General features: G+C 43.5%; 15 protein-coding genes. 11 read left to right on the top strand and 4 right to left on the bottom strand.

Annotated features, from left to right (window positions below; all coding sequences use genetic code 11):
* Window position 1: 1 nt before the first annotated feature.
* From QNM19_RS17970 to QNM19_RS17955, 4 genes are read left to right on the top strand one after another with little or no spacing between them, the layout of a single operon-like run.
* Complete coding sequence (locus QNM19_RS17970) at window positions 2–463, top strand: response regulator (protein ID WP_049864184.1); 462 nt, start codon at window positions 2–4, stop codon at window positions 461–463.
* Window positions 456–2,375 carry a response regulator gene (locus QNM19_RS17965; protein WP_049864183.1) on the top strand — a complete coding sequence of 640 codons (1,920 nt, stop codon included), beginning with the start codon at window positions 456–458 and terminating at the stop codon, window positions 2,373–2,375. The genes QNM19_RS17970 and QNM19_RS17965 overlap by 8 nt, the downstream gene beginning before the upstream one ends.
* Window positions 2,372–2,803, top strand: a complete 432-nt coding sequence (locus QNM19_RS17960) for a response regulator (protein WP_049864182.1) — start codon at window positions 2,372–2,374, stop codon at window positions 2,801–2,803. Before QNM19_RS17965 ends, QNM19_RS17960 begins: the two co-directional genes overlap by 4 nt.
* Entirely contained in the window at window positions 2,800–4,524 is a 1,725-nt protein-coding gene (locus QNM19_RS17955; RefSeq protein WP_049864181.1) for a two-component system response regulator, read from the top strand. The genes QNM19_RS17960 and QNM19_RS17955 overlap by 4 nt, the downstream gene beginning before the upstream one ends.
* Window positions 4,525–4,763: 239 nt before the next feature.
* On the opposite strand, the gene QNM19_RS17950 is transcribed toward QNM19_RS17955, so the two are convergent.
* Window positions 4,764–5,660 (bottom strand): hypothetical protein, encoded by an 897-nt coding sequence (locus QNM19_RS17950; RefSeq protein ID WP_049864179.1) that lies wholly within the window; start codon window positions 5,658–5,660, stop codon window positions 4,764–4,766.
* A gap of 352 nt (window positions 5,661–6,012) precedes the next feature.
* Here QNM19_RS17950 and QNM19_RS17945 point away from each other — a divergent pair, with 352 nt between their 5' ends.
* The 3 genes from QNM19_RS17945 to QNM19_RS17935 all read left to right on the top strand — a co-directional run bounded on the left by QNM19_RS17945 (window position 6,013) and on the right by QNM19_RS17935 (window position 8,427).
* Window positions 6,013–7,011: a sphingomyelin phosphodiesterase gene (locus QNM19_RS17945; RefSeq protein WP_049864178.1), complete on the top strand. Its 999-nt coding sequence runs from the start codon at window positions 6,013–6,015 to the stop codon at window positions 7,009–7,011.
* A gap of 607 nt (window positions 7,012–7,618) precedes the next feature.
* Window positions 7,619–7,969, top strand: a complete 351-nt coding sequence (locus tag QNM19_RS17940; RefSeq protein WP_049864177.1) for a hypothetical protein — start codon at window positions 7,619–7,621, stop codon at window positions 7,967–7,969.
* 125 nt (window positions 7,970–8,094) lie between these two features.
* Window positions 8,095–8,427: a hypothetical protein gene (locus QNM19_RS17935; protein WP_049864176.1), complete on the top strand. Its 333-nt coding sequence runs from the start codon at window positions 8,095–8,097 to the stop codon at window positions 8,425–8,427.
* A gap of 593 nt (window positions 8,428–9,020) precedes the next feature.
* Here QNM19_RS17935 and QNM19_RS17930 read toward each other — a convergent pair.
* Window positions 9,021–9,992, bottom strand: coding sequence for a hypothetical protein (locus QNM19_RS17930; protein ID WP_049864175.1), 972 nt, complete (start codon window positions 9,990–9,992; stop codon window positions 9,021–9,023).
* Here QNM19_RS17930 and QNM19_RS17925 point away from each other — a divergent pair.
* From QNM19_RS17925 to QNM19_RS17910, 4 genes are all read left to right on the top strand, one after another.
* On the top strand, window positions 9,980–10,309 hold the full coding sequence (locus QNM19_RS17925; RefSeq protein ID WP_156202242.1) for a hypothetical protein: 330 nt from the start codon (window positions 9,980–9,982) through the stop codon (window positions 10,307–10,309). The genes QNM19_RS17930 and QNM19_RS17925 overlap by 13 nt on opposite strands.
* A gap of 277 nt (window positions 10,310–10,586) precedes the next feature.
* Window positions 10,587–10,763 carry a hypothetical protein gene (locus tag QNM19_RS17920; protein WP_197094271.1) on the top strand — a complete coding sequence of 59 codons (177 nt, stop codon included), beginning with the start codon at window positions 10,587–10,589 and terminating at the stop codon, window positions 10,761–10,763.
* A 385-nt stretch (window positions 10,764–11,148) separates the two neighbouring features.
* Window positions 11,149–11,655 carry a hypothetical protein gene (locus QNM19_RS17915; RefSeq protein ID WP_284027036.1) on the top strand — a complete coding sequence of 169 codons (507 nt, stop codon included), beginning with the start codon at window positions 11,149–11,151 and terminating at the stop codon, window positions 11,653–11,655.
* 132 nt (window positions 11,656–11,787) lie between these two features.
* The gene (locus QNM19_RS17910) at window positions 11,788–12,129 is read left to right on the top strand and encodes a hypothetical protein (protein WP_284027035.1); all 342 of its coding nucleotides are present in this window, start codon (window positions 11,788–11,790) and stop codon (window positions 12,127–12,129) included.
* A gap of 326 nt (window positions 12,130–12,455) precedes the next feature.
* Here the strand turns inward: QNM19_RS17910 and QNM19_RS17905 are convergent, their stop codons facing one another.
* Window positions 12,456–13,208 (bottom strand): LytR/AlgR family response regulator transcription factor, encoded by a 753-nt coding sequence (locus QNM19_RS17905; RefSeq protein WP_197094270.1) that lies wholly within the window; start codon window positions 13,206–13,208, stop codon window positions 12,456–12,458.
* 16 nt (window positions 13,209–13,224) lie between these two features.
* Window positions 13,225–14,271: a sensor histidine kinase gene (locus QNM19_RS17900; RefSeq protein WP_082225409.1), complete on the bottom strand. Its 1,047-nt coding sequence runs from the start codon at window positions 14,269–14,271 to the stop codon at window positions 13,225–13,227.
* Window positions 14,272–14,336 lie beyond the last annotated feature (65 nt).

Here is a 14,336-nt window from a genome sequence, read left to right as displayed (position 1 = left end):
AATGAGCCAGAATCTGGGATTGATCTTGTTAGTGGATGACAATGAAGATGATTATGAAGCCACACTACGCAGCTTACGTAAAAACCATTTACTGAATCCTGTGCACTGGTGCAAGTCTGGGGGAGATGCCAGAGATTATTTGTATCATCAGGGTAAATACACAGATGATGACTCTGTGCGTCGCCCAACGCTGATGCTGTTGGATCTGAATATGCCTGGGTTGGATGGCAGGCAATTATTGAGGGAATTAAAAGCAGACCGAGATATGTGTGCGATCCCCACAATCATTTTAACCACTTCCAACGACCCAAAAGATATTGAAGAGTGTTATACCCTGGGTGCAAGCACCTTTATTCAAAAACCGGTTGAGTTTGAAGGGCTAACAAAAGCCATACAAACAATGAAAGATTATTGGTTTGGTATTGCTCTGTTGCCAAAAAGTGACGAGGCAAGTAATGAATAAACGCCATGTCTTAATAATAGATGATAGCCCTGATGATATTGAGCTGATAGAAAGGTCACTCGGGAAAGTGGCTGATGTATGTTATCAAATCGACTCTGCAACTCAACCTGATGAGCTGTGGCAGTGCCTTAAAAAGTCACACTATGATTGTCTTCTTATTGATTATCACCTGCCATCAACATCTGGCCTGGAAATTCTGAAAAGTGTCAGAAAGGAATTCGCTTTTCTGCCCGTTGTGGTATTAACCGGGCAAGCCAATGAGTTACAAGCTGCAAATCTGATTAAGGCGGGTGCTCAGGATTACATTAATAAAACCAGTATCAGTGGCCAGCGCCTTCATGAGGTGATATCTGAAGCCATTACCCGTGTTCAGACAGCGTCTCCGAGAAACCTTTTACCGGGTGCTCAGTGTAATGTTTTGATCATAGATGATAACCCAGATGACATAGAGTTTTGTGTACGCAGCCTGAAACGTAAATCCAAACGTTATCGTTATCAGAGTGCCTCTTCAGGTGAAGAGGGACTGTCACTAATAGACACGTTTTTGCCAGACTGTGTGATATTAGATCATTCACTTCCCGGCACCACCGGGGTCGACTTTCTTCCGCAAATTCTGAGTGTTTATCCGCACCTGCCCATAATTATTATGACGGGACAGGGTAATGAGCTGATTGCCGTAGAGGCAATGAAACGGGGAGCAGAAAATTACCTGATTAAATCAGAGCTTGATGCGGATACGTTAGATAAAAATATTACCGCGGCAGTTCAGAAAAAACAGCTTGAACATGAGTTATCTAAAAAAGAACGGGTTTTGACGAAAAAGCAGCAAGAACTCAATGATGCCTATGCATTTCAGGACCTCGTATTTGACTCATTACCTGACTATGTTTTTGTCAAAGATCATGAATTCAGGATTGTGCGGGCAAACCAGCCGTTTTTAGATTTATACCCTGACAAAAGTAAGGTCATTGGGTATACAACGGTAGAAGATTACCCAAAGGATGAGGCTGAGGCCTTTTTGACAAAAGACCGGGAGGCCTTTGATGCGGGTTTTAGCGAAACACTAGAAACCATTACTTTTCCCAACGGAGAAGTGCATATTCTTTCTACCCAGAAAAAGCGCTTTGAAAACGCGACAGGTGAAGTGTTCATACTCGGGGTTGCAAAAGATGTAACTGAGCGAGAAACCACACTAAGGGCATTACAAAAGTCTAATTATGACCTTGAACAGTTTGCCTATGTAGCATCTCATGATTTGAAGTCACCACTCAATGGCATTAAAAAGCTGGTGAGCTGGATTGAAGAAGATCATCATGACGAGCTATCTAAAGAAGCCTTGCAGCATTTTACGATGATAAAGAGCAGAGTTGACCGCATGAGCCAGCTTCTTACGGACTTACTGGAATATGCCAGGGTCAACACCAAATTATCGGATAATGAGTCTGTTAATTTTCATGAAATTTGTCACTACCTCCATAGTTTGAATGAGTTTAGTGACGATTTTGTTTTGAAGGTGCCTGAGGTTGAGGTACAGCTGCCCAGAGTTGCATTGCAGCTTGTTATGATGAATCTGATCGGTAACGCCATTAAGCACCATGACAAGTCAACTGGACAGATTGAAATTGACATCCTTCCTTGTCCCGGCGGGTACAGCCTCACAATTACTGACGATGGGCCAGGCATTGCGCCCGAATACGCAGACAAAGTCTTTGAAATGTTTCAAACATTACAGCCCAGAGATGAATTGGAAGGCAGTGGTATGGGGTTAGCTATGGTCAAAAAGGTGATGGAATATTACTCTGGCCGAGTTGCTATTGATACAGATTATGTGGCTGGTTGTAAGGTCGCGCTTTTTTGGCCATCTAAAGACAATACTTTTAATCTCTGTAAACAGGTTGGGGTAACCGTATGACGATAGACGCCAATCAAGTCACTCTGTTTGTTGTGGAAGATGACGATATTGATTACATGACCATTAAGCGCAGCTTTAAGAAAATGAAAATTGTAAATCCATTAGTCAGAGCGAAAGACGGGCAGGAGGCGCTGGAACAACTTGAGGCAAATATGATCCGCCCTCCATTCATTATGTTGCTGGATTTACAAATGCCGAGGTTATCGGGGTTGGACCTGCTTGCTAAGTTACGCCACAGTGCGCAGTTAAAAGACACCGTGGTATTTGTGCTGACCACGTCAGCAGATGAGCGAGATATTTTTGATAGTTATCAACACAATGTGGCAGGGTATTTCGTTAAAGATGAGGTAGGCAGGGAGTTTTTAGAAGTACTGGCTTTGCTTGATGGATACTGGCGTATCGTCCATATGCCGGGAGAAAAGCAATGAAAAAGGCAGACATCAAAGTCTTACTGGTTGACGATGATGTGATTGAAAGAAAGTCACTTAAAAGAGAGTTAACACTCAACCGCTGTGAATATCATGTTGTGGAAACCTCAACAGCCGAAGAGGCGTTCGTTTATTTAGACAACATGACGTTTGATGTCGTGATTATTGATTACCACATGCCAAGAATTAGCGGTATTGAGGCTGTAATTCGTTTGCGCAACATGCCTAATTTGAAACACACAGCAATTGTCATGGTAAGTAACAACAGTGATGAAGCATTGATGCTTGAGTGCATTAATGCAGGAGCCCAGGACTTTTTATTAAAGTCAGAAGTGACAGAAAGTCAGTTAACCCGGACCATTTTACAGTCCAGACAGCGTCATGAACTGGAGCAGCAGCTTTATGAAAGCTATCAGGAGGTTAAAAACCTGGCTGAAAGGGATAAGCTCACAGGTCTGCACAACCGTTACTACTTTGATGAAGCACTGGTTCAAATGCTGGCACATCAAAAACGTCATCCCGACGAACTCACCGCGGTCATGTTGTTTGACCTGGATAAGTTTAAGCATATCAACGACACCTTTGGTCATGAGATGGGGGATAAATTGCTTGTTGCCGTCGCTGATCGACTGCTTAAAGCGCTAAGGGGAGATACGCTGTTTGCTCGCTTTGGCGGTGATGAATTTGTGCTTGCGTGTTCTCAGCTACGTTCAATCAGGCACGTAAAGGGGCTCCTTAAGCGGTTACTTAAGACATTTGATACCGCTTTTGTTGTTGATGAGCATGAACTTTTTTGCTCATGCAGCGTAGGAGTCGCTATTGCGCCGGCAAATGGCGAGTCTAGTGAAGAACTGCTCAAGTTAGCTGATATCGCTATGTATCGGGCTAAAAGGTCGCCTCAATTACAGTATTGTTTCTTTGAAGACAATATGCAGGAAGCATTTTTGAGCAAGTATAAAATAGAGTCAGAGCTCAGACACGCGATTGAGCATGATGAGTTTGTGTTGCATTATCAGCCTATTATAGATATGCAGAGCAAGAGAGTGGCGGGCGCAGAAGCGCTCATTCGCTGGCCACAAGCGCTAACAAGTAAAAATCCGGGAGTGTTTATTCCTGTCGCTGAAGAGTCTGGGCTGATACAAGCGATTGGTAAGTGGGTGCTTCAGCAGGCTTTCAGAGACTTGCAAAAAAGACTAAAAGAAGTCGACTTTACGTATGTTTCCGTTAATGTATCTCCATGCCAGTTGTGTGAAAGCGGTTTTTTTTCTTATGTAGAGTCTCTTATAAAGCAATATGAAGTGCCGGCTTCAGCGCTCGTATTTGAAGTAACAGAGACCGCACTGCTCAGTGAAGATACTGTTACACTGAATACTCTGAACAGCTTGCATGATCTGGGTATACGAATTGCTCTAGATGACTTTGGTACCGGATTTTCCTCTATTTCACATTTGCTCTCTTGTCCGATTGACATAGTCAAAATTGATAAATCAATTATCCAGAATATTACTTGCCCGAACTCAAAGCATAAGAATATGCTGGAAGGGCTGACGTATTTACTCAGTCAGTTAAACATCAGCATTATTGCTGAAGGTATAGAAACCCAGGAGCAATCCGCTTTGTGCCAGCGGCTTGGTATTAAGCTGACTCAGGGCTTTTTGTATTATCGCCCGGCGAGTGAAGTTGAGTTGCAGTTGTTGCTGAACAATACCATTGAACAGTGATGGTAAATTTGTTGTCAGGTTTTCTCACAGAAGTTGTACTTGGCGGGTAAACAGGTCACAAGTTTCTCAAATATCGATTTTGAAAATGGATCTGTCATTTTTCGAGGGCGTGTCTGTGAGCGCAGAGGGTTGCTTAAAAAGCTTCAGGTAGTAACGAAAGCGCAATTCAAACAGAACCAAATTGCGCTTTGTAAGGGATTGGCTGTTTATCTAGCTATAAGCCAGGACAGACCTGCTGATCAATAACACTCGACCGCAACGGTATTCCAGGTATTTGGGCTGCCGTCGACGTATTTGTTGCAAATGCCTTTGGCAAATAGGTTTTCCAGATGATAGCCAAAGCTGGTGAAGTGGACCAGGTTGCCGAAGAAGGGGAACTGGCCGTAGAATTTCAGTTCGGCGAGCATGTCGTCGAGGTTGTAATTCGTTTGCTCTGCGATAAAGCCCTGATCAATGGCTTGCAGGTTGATGATGGTTGGATCCGGGAAGCCGGGGACTACGACATGCAGGTATTCTTCATCGTATTGACCGTCGTAAAACTTTACTGTTTTCATCATTTCTGTTGGTGACAACTGAGTCATGGCAAGTCTGTAGTCGGTGACTTCGAACACTTCCCGCGCCAGGTTACGGTTCACGTAGATTTTGCCTGGCAAAATATCATGCAATGCGCGCATTACGCCTTGCTCATCGTCCGTGACGCTTTGCGCCAGTGCGTAGTCAGGGAATCGGGCATTGGTGAAGCGCTCATAAGACTCTTTAACCATACCCATAAAGAAGGCAACCGTTTGCTGACGGGCGATGATGTGCGCCTGTTCTTCGGTAACCGTTCTGGACATCAACAACGCGGCTTTTTTACCCGCATAGAAGCTCACCAGATTCTGAGTGATTGAATACACCGCAGCATTTGATGAGTTTTTAGGGTTACCGCCCTGATGAATGCGGGTGCCATCGGCGTAATCAAAAATCGTGCTCAGGTCAAAACGACCGTTTTCTTCATTTTCGCGGGTGGCCGTATTCCACTGAAACAAGTCGTGAGAGGCAAGCCCCATCACACCCACATCAACAACACGGATTGGCTTTTTAGCAAATGCAGGCAGTGAACACAGCAAAAGCAACAGGACAGAGAGTATTTTCATTTTGTAACGTTTCCTTTTATGCAAATGAGAATCATTATTGTATTGCGTTTTTCTGTGTGGATCAATCTAAGTGCCTGAGTAAATACGAAGTTAATTACGCTTAAGGTGTAAAGCTAATCGACCGCCTGTTCGGCTTTGGTTTTTTCTCTTTCGGTCATTAAAAAGCCTTAAAAGCGTCATGTCATTCCAATAAAACCTTAATTGAAATAATGGTTTGCCGAAATCCAGGTGTCATTTTTTATCACTAATGTGTGCTGCGAAATTTTTTACTCATGGGTCTGTCTGTACGGATCCCGAGTGTAAAAAATCATTAACAAAGACAAAAGCAATAATGAGATTTCGGAGACGTAAAATGAAAGCTAAGCATGCGCTGTTATGTGCACTGATGCTGAACAGTACACACAGCATGGCCGATTCACTGAAAGTAATGGCATACAATATTATGCAGCTCAATGTGCAGGACTGGGATCAGGAGAACCGGGCGGAGCGCCTGCCTTCTGTACTGGCTTCTATGAGCGAAAGTCCGGATGTGATTTTGATCAGTGAAGCCTTTAACAGTGATGCTGAACAGGCACTGGCTGAGCTTTCTGCACTTTACCCTTATCAGACGCCCAATGTGGGTCTGGACTGTAGTGGCAGCGGTTGGGATGGCCTGACAGGTAACTGCTCAAACAGTCCGTTTGTGATCCGTGGCGGCGTGGTGATTTTGTCTAAATACCCGATTGTTACGCAAAAAGCCCATGTGTTTGAAAACAGCCTGAATGGCAGCTGGGATTATCTGTCAAATAAAGGTTTTGCCTACGTCGAAATCGAGAAAGACAGCCAGCGTTACCACCTGATCGGCACGCACTTGCAGGCAACCCACGATGGCGACACCGCTCAGGAGCACCGCGTGCGTATGGGTCAGTTAAGTGAAATTCAGTCGTTTATCAGTGCCGAAAACATTCCGGCCAGCGAGCCGGTTATCATTGGCGGCGACATGAACGTTGAGTGGAGCAAGCAAGATGAGGTGGCCGATATGCTTGCAACCTCACGTGCTGAGTTAAATTTTGAGACGCCTGAGGTTGGCTCATTCCCGGCAAAATACAACTGGTTTACCAAAGCCAACGCGTACTACTTTGATTACAGTCTGGATTACAACGATACGCTGGACTACGTTTTCTGGCACCGTGACCACAAGCAGCCAACTAACGCACCAAGCATGGCGGTACGCTACCCGAAAGCAGAGCAAAACTGGTACTGGAGCTACTTGCGTGGCAACTGGCGTTTAAGCGGCGGCCGTTACTATCACAATGGCTACTATAACGAATTATCAGATCACTACCCGGTACAAGTTAACTTTGAGTTTTGATAAGAATCTCTTGTTGAATAGAGCCCCACTGTCATCCCGGCCGCGTGCGAGCCGGGATCTACATAAATTCAGCACAGTTGTATCCGCCAAAAGCAATACTGACAGTCGTTACCCCGAACGCGTGCAAGCCAAGGTTGCATAAATACAGCATAGCAACATCCGTTATAAAGCAAGGCAGACAGCCTCAATCGTCATCCCAGACGCATGTGTTCAGGAATAAACTTGATCAAGCTGTTATTCCAACTGGTACCGAAAATCTAAACTAAAAACTGTTTATATATACAAGTCTAAATGAATGTGACCAATAATTAGGTCAAATTTCTCGTTTTCTCCACGCATTCAGGTCTCGTTTAAGTCAGCCATCATTTTTAGTTAATTAGATTCAATAAGTTAGTAGTTCTACATAAAACTACATAATGAGACACCCAAGTCTCGCTATGATCACGGCTCGGTTTTAACAGCGCTGTTTTGGCTTGAGCAACTAGTAAAATAGTGGTAGGTTTTTGTTCTTATTATGAATAAATATTTTTTAGTGGTGGATTAGGTAGGCTTTGGGAACGGGGTTTAACCGGTATTCACGCTATTAAGCTGTTAAGTGTAATCAGTCATGGCACTTTGTAGAACAATCGCAACATTAGCAAGCCAACTTGAATTCCAGTTGGAAGGCATGCAGGAGAATCACCGCAATATGATAGTGGTTATGAAGAATATGCCTTTCTATCTAGAGCAAAGCAATCTTGCTGAGTGGGAGTCAGCCTACAGAGCCGCAATCGGCGATAGTGAGGATGAAAGTAGCGCCTCATATCAAGCAATTGATCTTGTATATGAATTGGCTGGCTTAAATTTGTTTGGTGCTTTCCAAGCAGCGGAGACTCAATCACTCTATAAAAATATAGTCGTGCAACTTAGCAGCATGGGGCTGCAGGTTACCGAGAATATGGACGTTTCGCAGTGGTAAAACATTCAACAAGTCAATCAACTACGCGCCTCCGGCGCCGGACAGCTAAAAGCGTGGCGTCGCCACAACGCTGCCGGTTAGTGAGGCGTTATGTTTCTAGCTGTTAACTAAAAGAACTCGAGCAGATGTTGTATACCCTCATAGGCATGTTGGCTATTTATCTAGTGATTAGGCTTGCTCGAAGATTGATGATTTCTTATCGCTATCGATTAAAGAAAACTCAACTCAATGAGAAAATAGATGTTGATATTTCATCTGACGGTTTCGATCAAAAAATGATGGCTTACAAGCAAAAGGTGCCTACATTCATAGATCAAGGCTTTGAAATTGAAACATGTGATGACTCTATCGAGATTACTTTCAAAAGAGTAGTTGAAGTTTTTGCGAGTGGGGATACTACACAAATTCAAGATATTTGTTCCGATATTCTAAGCCTCACTCATGAACCAACACTTTAAGCTTTAGCTTCTCGTTTTGACGAATTTAGGCGTTTAGTTGCAAACCTTCCCGTCGAAAAGAGTTACGGTCCTGACTATAGGTTTACAGCCCTTAGAGCATCAAATTATCTCGGAGACGTTTCTAGAGGTTGGTGCAGATGTAAAAGCTATAACTCAGGTAATTCCTTTTTTCCGCCGATAGCAGCCAAAAAGGGAGAAATTAAAATTATTGAAACAATTAAACTTAAAGAAGACTACTCTACTACTTACAAGTATGAATGTTTGAAGTGCGGCGCAATCAGTTCAGTCAATGTTAATATGGGCGGGCACGGCCCATTTACTCGGTCGCTTTAGCATGAAAAAACATAACAGATAAATACGCAAAATACGCAAAATACGCAAAATACGCAGACACCCAGCGTTATACGTTCCTTTTATGGGTCTTTAGTGGGTGACTGCGAGTGCTATGTAGAGTAAAGAAGTGATAAACCAAGAGAGTTGGCACTCATAGGTGAGGAATTTCAGCTCGAACCGTAGTTATTAGGTATTTTGGGGCACAGATAAGTGCTGCCAGAGTGCGACGGTCAAAACTTGAAGTCAGGACAATGGCAATATTAACCTAATAAGCGTTCACAATTAGCCAGATTAGGTCGTCGCTTTTTTTGCAGGTGTTCACAAAATTCAGTCACGGCTTGCTCTCTGCCGACTGCACCGTGGAATACTTTGGTAAATCGCGTGGTGAGCTTTAGCCAGTTTTCAGGCTCTATTTGCAATCTGGCGAGGATAGCTTGGGTATCGCAGATGTGGCCTCGCTTGTCTGCGCGAATGCATCGACCAGTGAGCTCAACCAGTTCAATGTAGTATTTAAGTTCAAAGGGCAGTCCTTTAAGCATGTTTTGTCTTGGGTTTCCAGCAAAGCGCAGAAGGCTATTTGGTTGTTTGCTATGCTGTGCGTGTTCAATGCGTTTTTTGATACTGGTGAATTCAGAAGTTTCCGGTGTGTTGGCCATTTTGGCCCGAATAGGGTTGAGGTCAACATAGGCCATGCAGGCGGCAAGGGCAGCTTCATCGAGCAATGCCTGAGACTTAAACCGGCCTTCCCAGAACCGACCTGTACAGCCATCTTCTTTATTGGCTCGGCGGGCAATGTCTTCGTTGAGTACGCGCATAAACCAGCTGATGCTTGCAAGTCTTTCGCGGTATTTGTCGATAATATCGTCGAGCATAATGCGTTCTGACGGGGTGAGTTCGTTACCTTCCACGAATTTGTGTGTCAGCCAATTTCCCTTAAACAACTTGTGCCATCGGATAGCGATTGCTTTGTCAGATAGTCGATTGGCTTTTGTGTCATCAACATACATAACAATGTGAGTATGGTTACTCATCACAGCGTAAGCACAGATATCAATGCAGAAAATACGTGCCAGCAGAAGTAGCTTTTCTTCAACCCATCCTCGGCGATGTTCATAAGATAGGCCTGTTAATGGGTCTTGACCGCATAAAAAGGCACGCCTTACGCAGCGAGAGATGCAATGGTAGTATTTCGTGTCAACTAAGCTGACCTGGCTTTTCCGTGCCGCTGGCATTAAGTTCGTCCTTATCCTTGGAGCAGATTAACAGCATAGGCGATGGGGGGTATGACAGACAAGTTTTTGGTTGGGTGTCTGCTATTCCATCAAGTTCAGGTTTGGACTTTGGCCCCATTAATGCTGGAACGAAGAACACGATTTACTATGCGTTAAAGCAAAGGGACGGTGTTTATCAATACCAGCTCAAAATTGAAAGTGGTCTTGTCTTGTCGGGCAAGTGTGGTTATGTTAAAAATAACGAGGTTCATAAGCGTGTGGTTCTTTTGGTTAAAGAAAATCAGGTAACTTGCCAATCTAGGGCAAGCCAAAATTAAGCCAAATGGGACAGGCACAAATGTATTGCTGTAATCCTCTCTATTTTATAAGTGTGTCTGTTTAACTTGCTCTTTTCAAATGTCACAGTTACACGGCAATTCAATTTTTTTATGATTTCTAATTTGGTGAAACCTGCTTAACTTATTGTTATGGTTAAGGTGAATAAAGTGCATATCTAAAAAGTTGTTGTTATGCGCCATTGTCTGTAGATTGAAATGTTATTTTTTACGAAAATTAGCTCAAAAACTAATGTAAGGTAAAATAAAAAGGAACTTTATGAAAGACACTGTGTATGGATTAAAAAATGAGACAAAATCTAAATTACTGTTTTGGAATAAGATTGAGAGCAAAGCGGTTGAAGTTGTTCTCGTATTTATTTTTATTGGTTTAATCGCTTTAAAAGTATTTACCACTGCACTTACTTTTGGCTGGCTGAAATATTTATTCGCTTAATGAACTTATGGCTAATCAAAGCATAGCAAGTGCCTAAACCATGGACGCAAAACAGCAGGCTTGCGCTCCTTCGTCGCTAATTTTAATCTACTACTTTACGCTGGTTAGGTAAGCGTTATATAAAAATGTAGTTAGGAGTAGAGTTGAGTAAAGAACCATTTATACCTATGAATTACCCTAAATCAAAGGTTGTATTTATCCTTTGCATTTTATCTGGTATTGCTATTGGGTTACTAGGTTTTTTTTTAAAGCAAATCCTGCCAAACTATCTCTATTTTTTACTTGTGCTTGTACTATGGGGCTTAATCTTAACTAGTTTTGTATGTTTCTTTATAAACTTGTATGGGTCCCTAACAGGTAAGTATAAGTCCCTAAAGAAAAAATCTTGGAAAGAACAGGTTTGGTAATTGTATATAACAAGCGCCTCAAAAATGGACGCAAAACGCTTGGCTTGTGCTCATTCTTCGTTAATTTTAGCCAAGCATTTTCCACCTCAGAGGTGGGCGTTATGTTTCAGGGGGCCTCATTGAGAAAGCTTCAACTTATCCTGCTGTTTATTTTTCCGTTAAATATATCGGCAATGGATTGTGATAAAAGAACAACAGAGTATATTGAATTGAGGACAAAGGCTTATGATGATGTGAAGCTGCCATATAAAAAATGCGTAAGCTCTATTAAGGAGGCAATATACTGGAAGGCAGTCGCTTATTGTGTATCTGATGCTACAGCCAACTCGCGAACTGAGTGTGAAAAACTTGTTGAGGATGGTCATTACCCGAAAGAGAGTGTTGATATAAGCTATTGCAAATCACTAGAGGCAACTTTTGAAGAGTTCGAGGCATTACTAAGATCAAGGAAAAAAGAAGCTGGGATAATAGAGTGTGAAACATAAAAAACTGTTTAAAATAGGACAAAATTCAGTTGGCCGGTTTCGCTCCGCTTCACATTATAGCTAACAAAATTTTGCCTTTAATAGGGCGTTAGAAATTAATTGTCATTATCGTAAACTAATTTAGGAGCTTTAATGAAGTACTTTTCAATACTATTAATATTTATCTCGCTGCAAGCTAAAGCAAAATATACACCATGGATAGAACCATTGACTGTAAGCTTGGTTTTGGATAAAGGATTTCGCGTTACAGGAACTTTTGCTTCGCCTTTCACCTGTGAATTAGAAAATCAAATATTTATTGCGATGGATCATCCTCAGTATGATCAGATCTACTCGATGTCTTTGGCTGCATTGGCATCAAGAAGCGAAATGAAATTTGAAATAAGAAAATGTACTACTGTTGGTTGGCTTTCAACAAAAACAATCGGTACATTAGACTCATCTTCGCCTGGCGAGGTTGTTCTCAAAAATTAATTCTACAACGTCGCTCTTTATAGCGGCGTTTTTTGTTTTGAAGAGCGTATAGCGCTAAAACAAAATAAAATGAAAAAATTACGACGACGGTAACTGGGTCAAAATCACCGTCTTCGAACCATCCAATTAGTTCGTCAATAATCCCTATAACCAATAAAGATTGCCAGAATGCTCTGTTAAGAAACCGTATCTTCAAAACAATATGGCGGTTTCATCAAGTATCTGAAACATAACAAGAGACAAAGGCGTTAGTAGCTAACTTAAACCATATCAGCCATCCCGAGGCGTCATCCGGGATGGCTATTTTTCCTTTAAATCTGTGTGATTCAGCCCTCAGTGTGCGCCCGTTCAGCGATCCGCGCCTTCAATGTTTGCACAAAACTACGTGATACCGGGATTGGGCTATCTGCGCCTGCCAGCAGCACAAAGTGTTTGCGGGCCTGGTATTTAAGCGCGAGCAGCTGCGCGGCATTAATAATGTAGCTGCGGTGCAGCCGGTAAAATAGTGACTCGGGCAATTGATTGCAAAAACCATCAAGCGTTTGCTCAGAAATAATGGTCTCTGTGTTGTGTATCTCTGCCCCGGGTTGGGTCAGGTGCACCCGCCGATAGCGGCCAATACTTTCAATGTAATTGATGTGCTCAAATTCAATGATCTTTTGCTGTGCATGATCACTGAGCGTCAGGCACGCTGCGGAACCTGATGGCTTAATCTGGGTCTGCTGACGAATGATTTTGCCTATGCTTTTGGCAATCAGCTCTGGCCTGGCGGGTTTGACTAAGTAGTCGATAGCATTGGTGTCAAAGGCTTTCAGTGCGTATTGTTCGTACGCGGTCATAAAAACCAGCTGATATTTTAAATCCTGCGTCGCCTTGGCGACATCAAAGCCATTGAGCTCAGGCATTTCAATATCCAGAAACACAATATCCGGGCGCTTAAGCATGATCTGTTCAATGGCGGATTTGCCATTGGCTGCCTCGGCAACAAGGGTGAGCTCATCAAAGCCACTGATCACTTCTTTCAACTGTTGTCTGGCTGCCTGTTCGTCGTCGACGATGATCACGGTTTTCTTAGTCATACACGGCTCGGTTTGGTTATCGGGGTAGCTGGATAAATGCACTGGTGCCTTCATCGCAGGAAACCAGTCTGAAACTCGCGGCGCCCCGATAATGCAGATTCAGGGTTTCACGAATAATGCGCAGTCCCTCGCCCTGAATGAGCTGGATGTCATCAAAAGGCGCGCCCGTATCCTGCACTTCAATCAGTAGGCTATGCTCCGTCGCTTCAATAATGACACTGATATGGCCAGCGCGTGCGTAGGGGGCAATGCCATATTTCACCGCGTTTTCAACAATCGGCAGCAACAGCAAAGAGGGGACCGGCAGCGGGTCGAGTTCACCCGGGCAGTCCAGATCAAATGTTAGTCGATCGGCGAACCGTTTTTGTTGCAGCACAAGGTAAAGCTCCACCAGTTTGAGTTCCTGCTCAAGCGTAACGAATTGCTGCTTGGCCAGTTCAATGGTGTGGCGCAGCAGATCACTCAGATCGTAAATCAGCGCTTTTGCTTTGTGCGGGTCTTGAGTAACTTCACTGGCGATCAGGTTAAGCGTGTTGAACAAAAAGTGCGGATTCGACTGCATTTTCAGCATTTGTAGTTCAGCTTGTTGTGCCTGTAGTTGCGACTGAAAGTGATAGGTTTGCTGCTTGAGCATCAGCATGACCGCAATGTAGACCAGGGTCTCAAGTAACATAATCACTATGGGCAAAAAGGTCACCTGGGTCACTGCATTGCTGGTGGGCAAGCTGACGATAGGGCCAATCAGTACGTACAGCAGAATGATGGAAAACGGCCTGAGTAGCCAGATGTTATGACGACACCACGCAGGCAAAAACTGGGACGGCAAAAACCGCGCACAGATTGACTCACACAGGTTAAACAGCAGGTAGCCTGCACAAAACCCGCTCCATATTTTCACTATCACCTGAGCTAACAGGGTCAGTGTAAATATATCGAGCAGCAGCAACACACAGGACAGCAGCAAGATATTGAACCAGGGCCAGATCAGTAAAAATATCCAGGCCTGGGTGGTGCTTTTGTTATAAAGCCCGGTCTGGCTCGCTGTGGTAGGTGCTGTATTCACTCGGTGATCCACTCGTTGTTGATTGAGTAAATGGTACAAGCAAATTTGCCTGGATGAAACGTTGC

It is taken from the genome of Pseudoalteromonas ardens (assembly GCF_030125445.1).
Classification (GTDB): Bacteria; Pseudomonadota; Gammaproteobacteria; order Enterobacterales; family Alteromonadaceae; genus Pseudoalteromonas; species Pseudoalteromonas ardens.
This window is presented reverse-complemented; position numbering and strand designations above follow the sequence as displayed.

Excerpts from the sequence above, each read along its gene's own strand:
- QNM19_RS17970 (WP_049864184.1), top strand. The coding sequence starts at position 2 with ATGAGCCAGAATCTGGGATTGATCTTGTTAGTGGATGACAATGAAGAT.
- QNM19_RS17965 (WP_049864183.1), top strand. The coding sequence starts at position 456 with ATGAATAAACGCCATGTCTTAATAATAGATGATAGCCCTGATGATATT.
- QNM19_RS17960 (WP_049864182.1), top strand. The coding sequence starts at position 2,372 with ATGACGATAGACGCCAATCAAGTCACTCTGTTTGTTGTGGAAGATGAC.
- QNM19_RS17955 (WP_049864181.1), top strand. The coding sequence starts at position 2,800 with ATGAAAAAGGCAGACATCAAAGTCTTACTGGTTGACGATGATGTGATT.
- QNM19_RS17950 (WP_049864179.1), bottom strand. The coding sequence starts at position 5,660 with ATGAAAATACTCTCTGTCCTGTTGCTTTTGCTGTGTTCACTGCCTGCA.
- QNM19_RS17945 (WP_049864178.1), top strand. The coding sequence starts at position 6,013 with ATGAAAGCTAAGCATGCGCTGTTATGTGCACTGATGCTGAACAGTACA.
- QNM19_RS17940 (WP_049864177.1), top strand. The coding sequence starts at position 7,619 with ATGGCACTTTGTAGAACAATCGCAACATTAGCAAGCCAACTTGAATTC.
- QNM19_RS17935 (WP_049864176.1), top strand. The coding sequence starts at position 8,095 with ATGTTGTATACCCTCATAGGCATGTTGGCTATTTATCTAGTGATTAGG.
- QNM19_RS17930 (WP_049864175.1), bottom strand. The coding sequence starts at position 9,992 with ATGCCAGCGGCACGGAAAAGCCAGGTCAGCTTAGTTGACACGAAATAC.
- QNM19_RS17920 (WP_197094271.1), top strand. The coding sequence starts at position 10,587 with ATGAAAGACACTGTGTATGGATTAAAAAATGAGACAAAATCTAAATTA.
- QNM19_RS17910 (WP_284027035.1), top strand. The coding sequence starts at position 11,788 with ATGAAGTACTTTTCAATACTATTAATATTTATCTCGCTGCAAGCTAAA.
- QNM19_RS17905 (WP_197094270.1), bottom strand. The coding sequence starts at position 13,208 with ATGACTAAGAAAACCGTGATCATCGTCGACGACGAACAGGCAGCCAGA.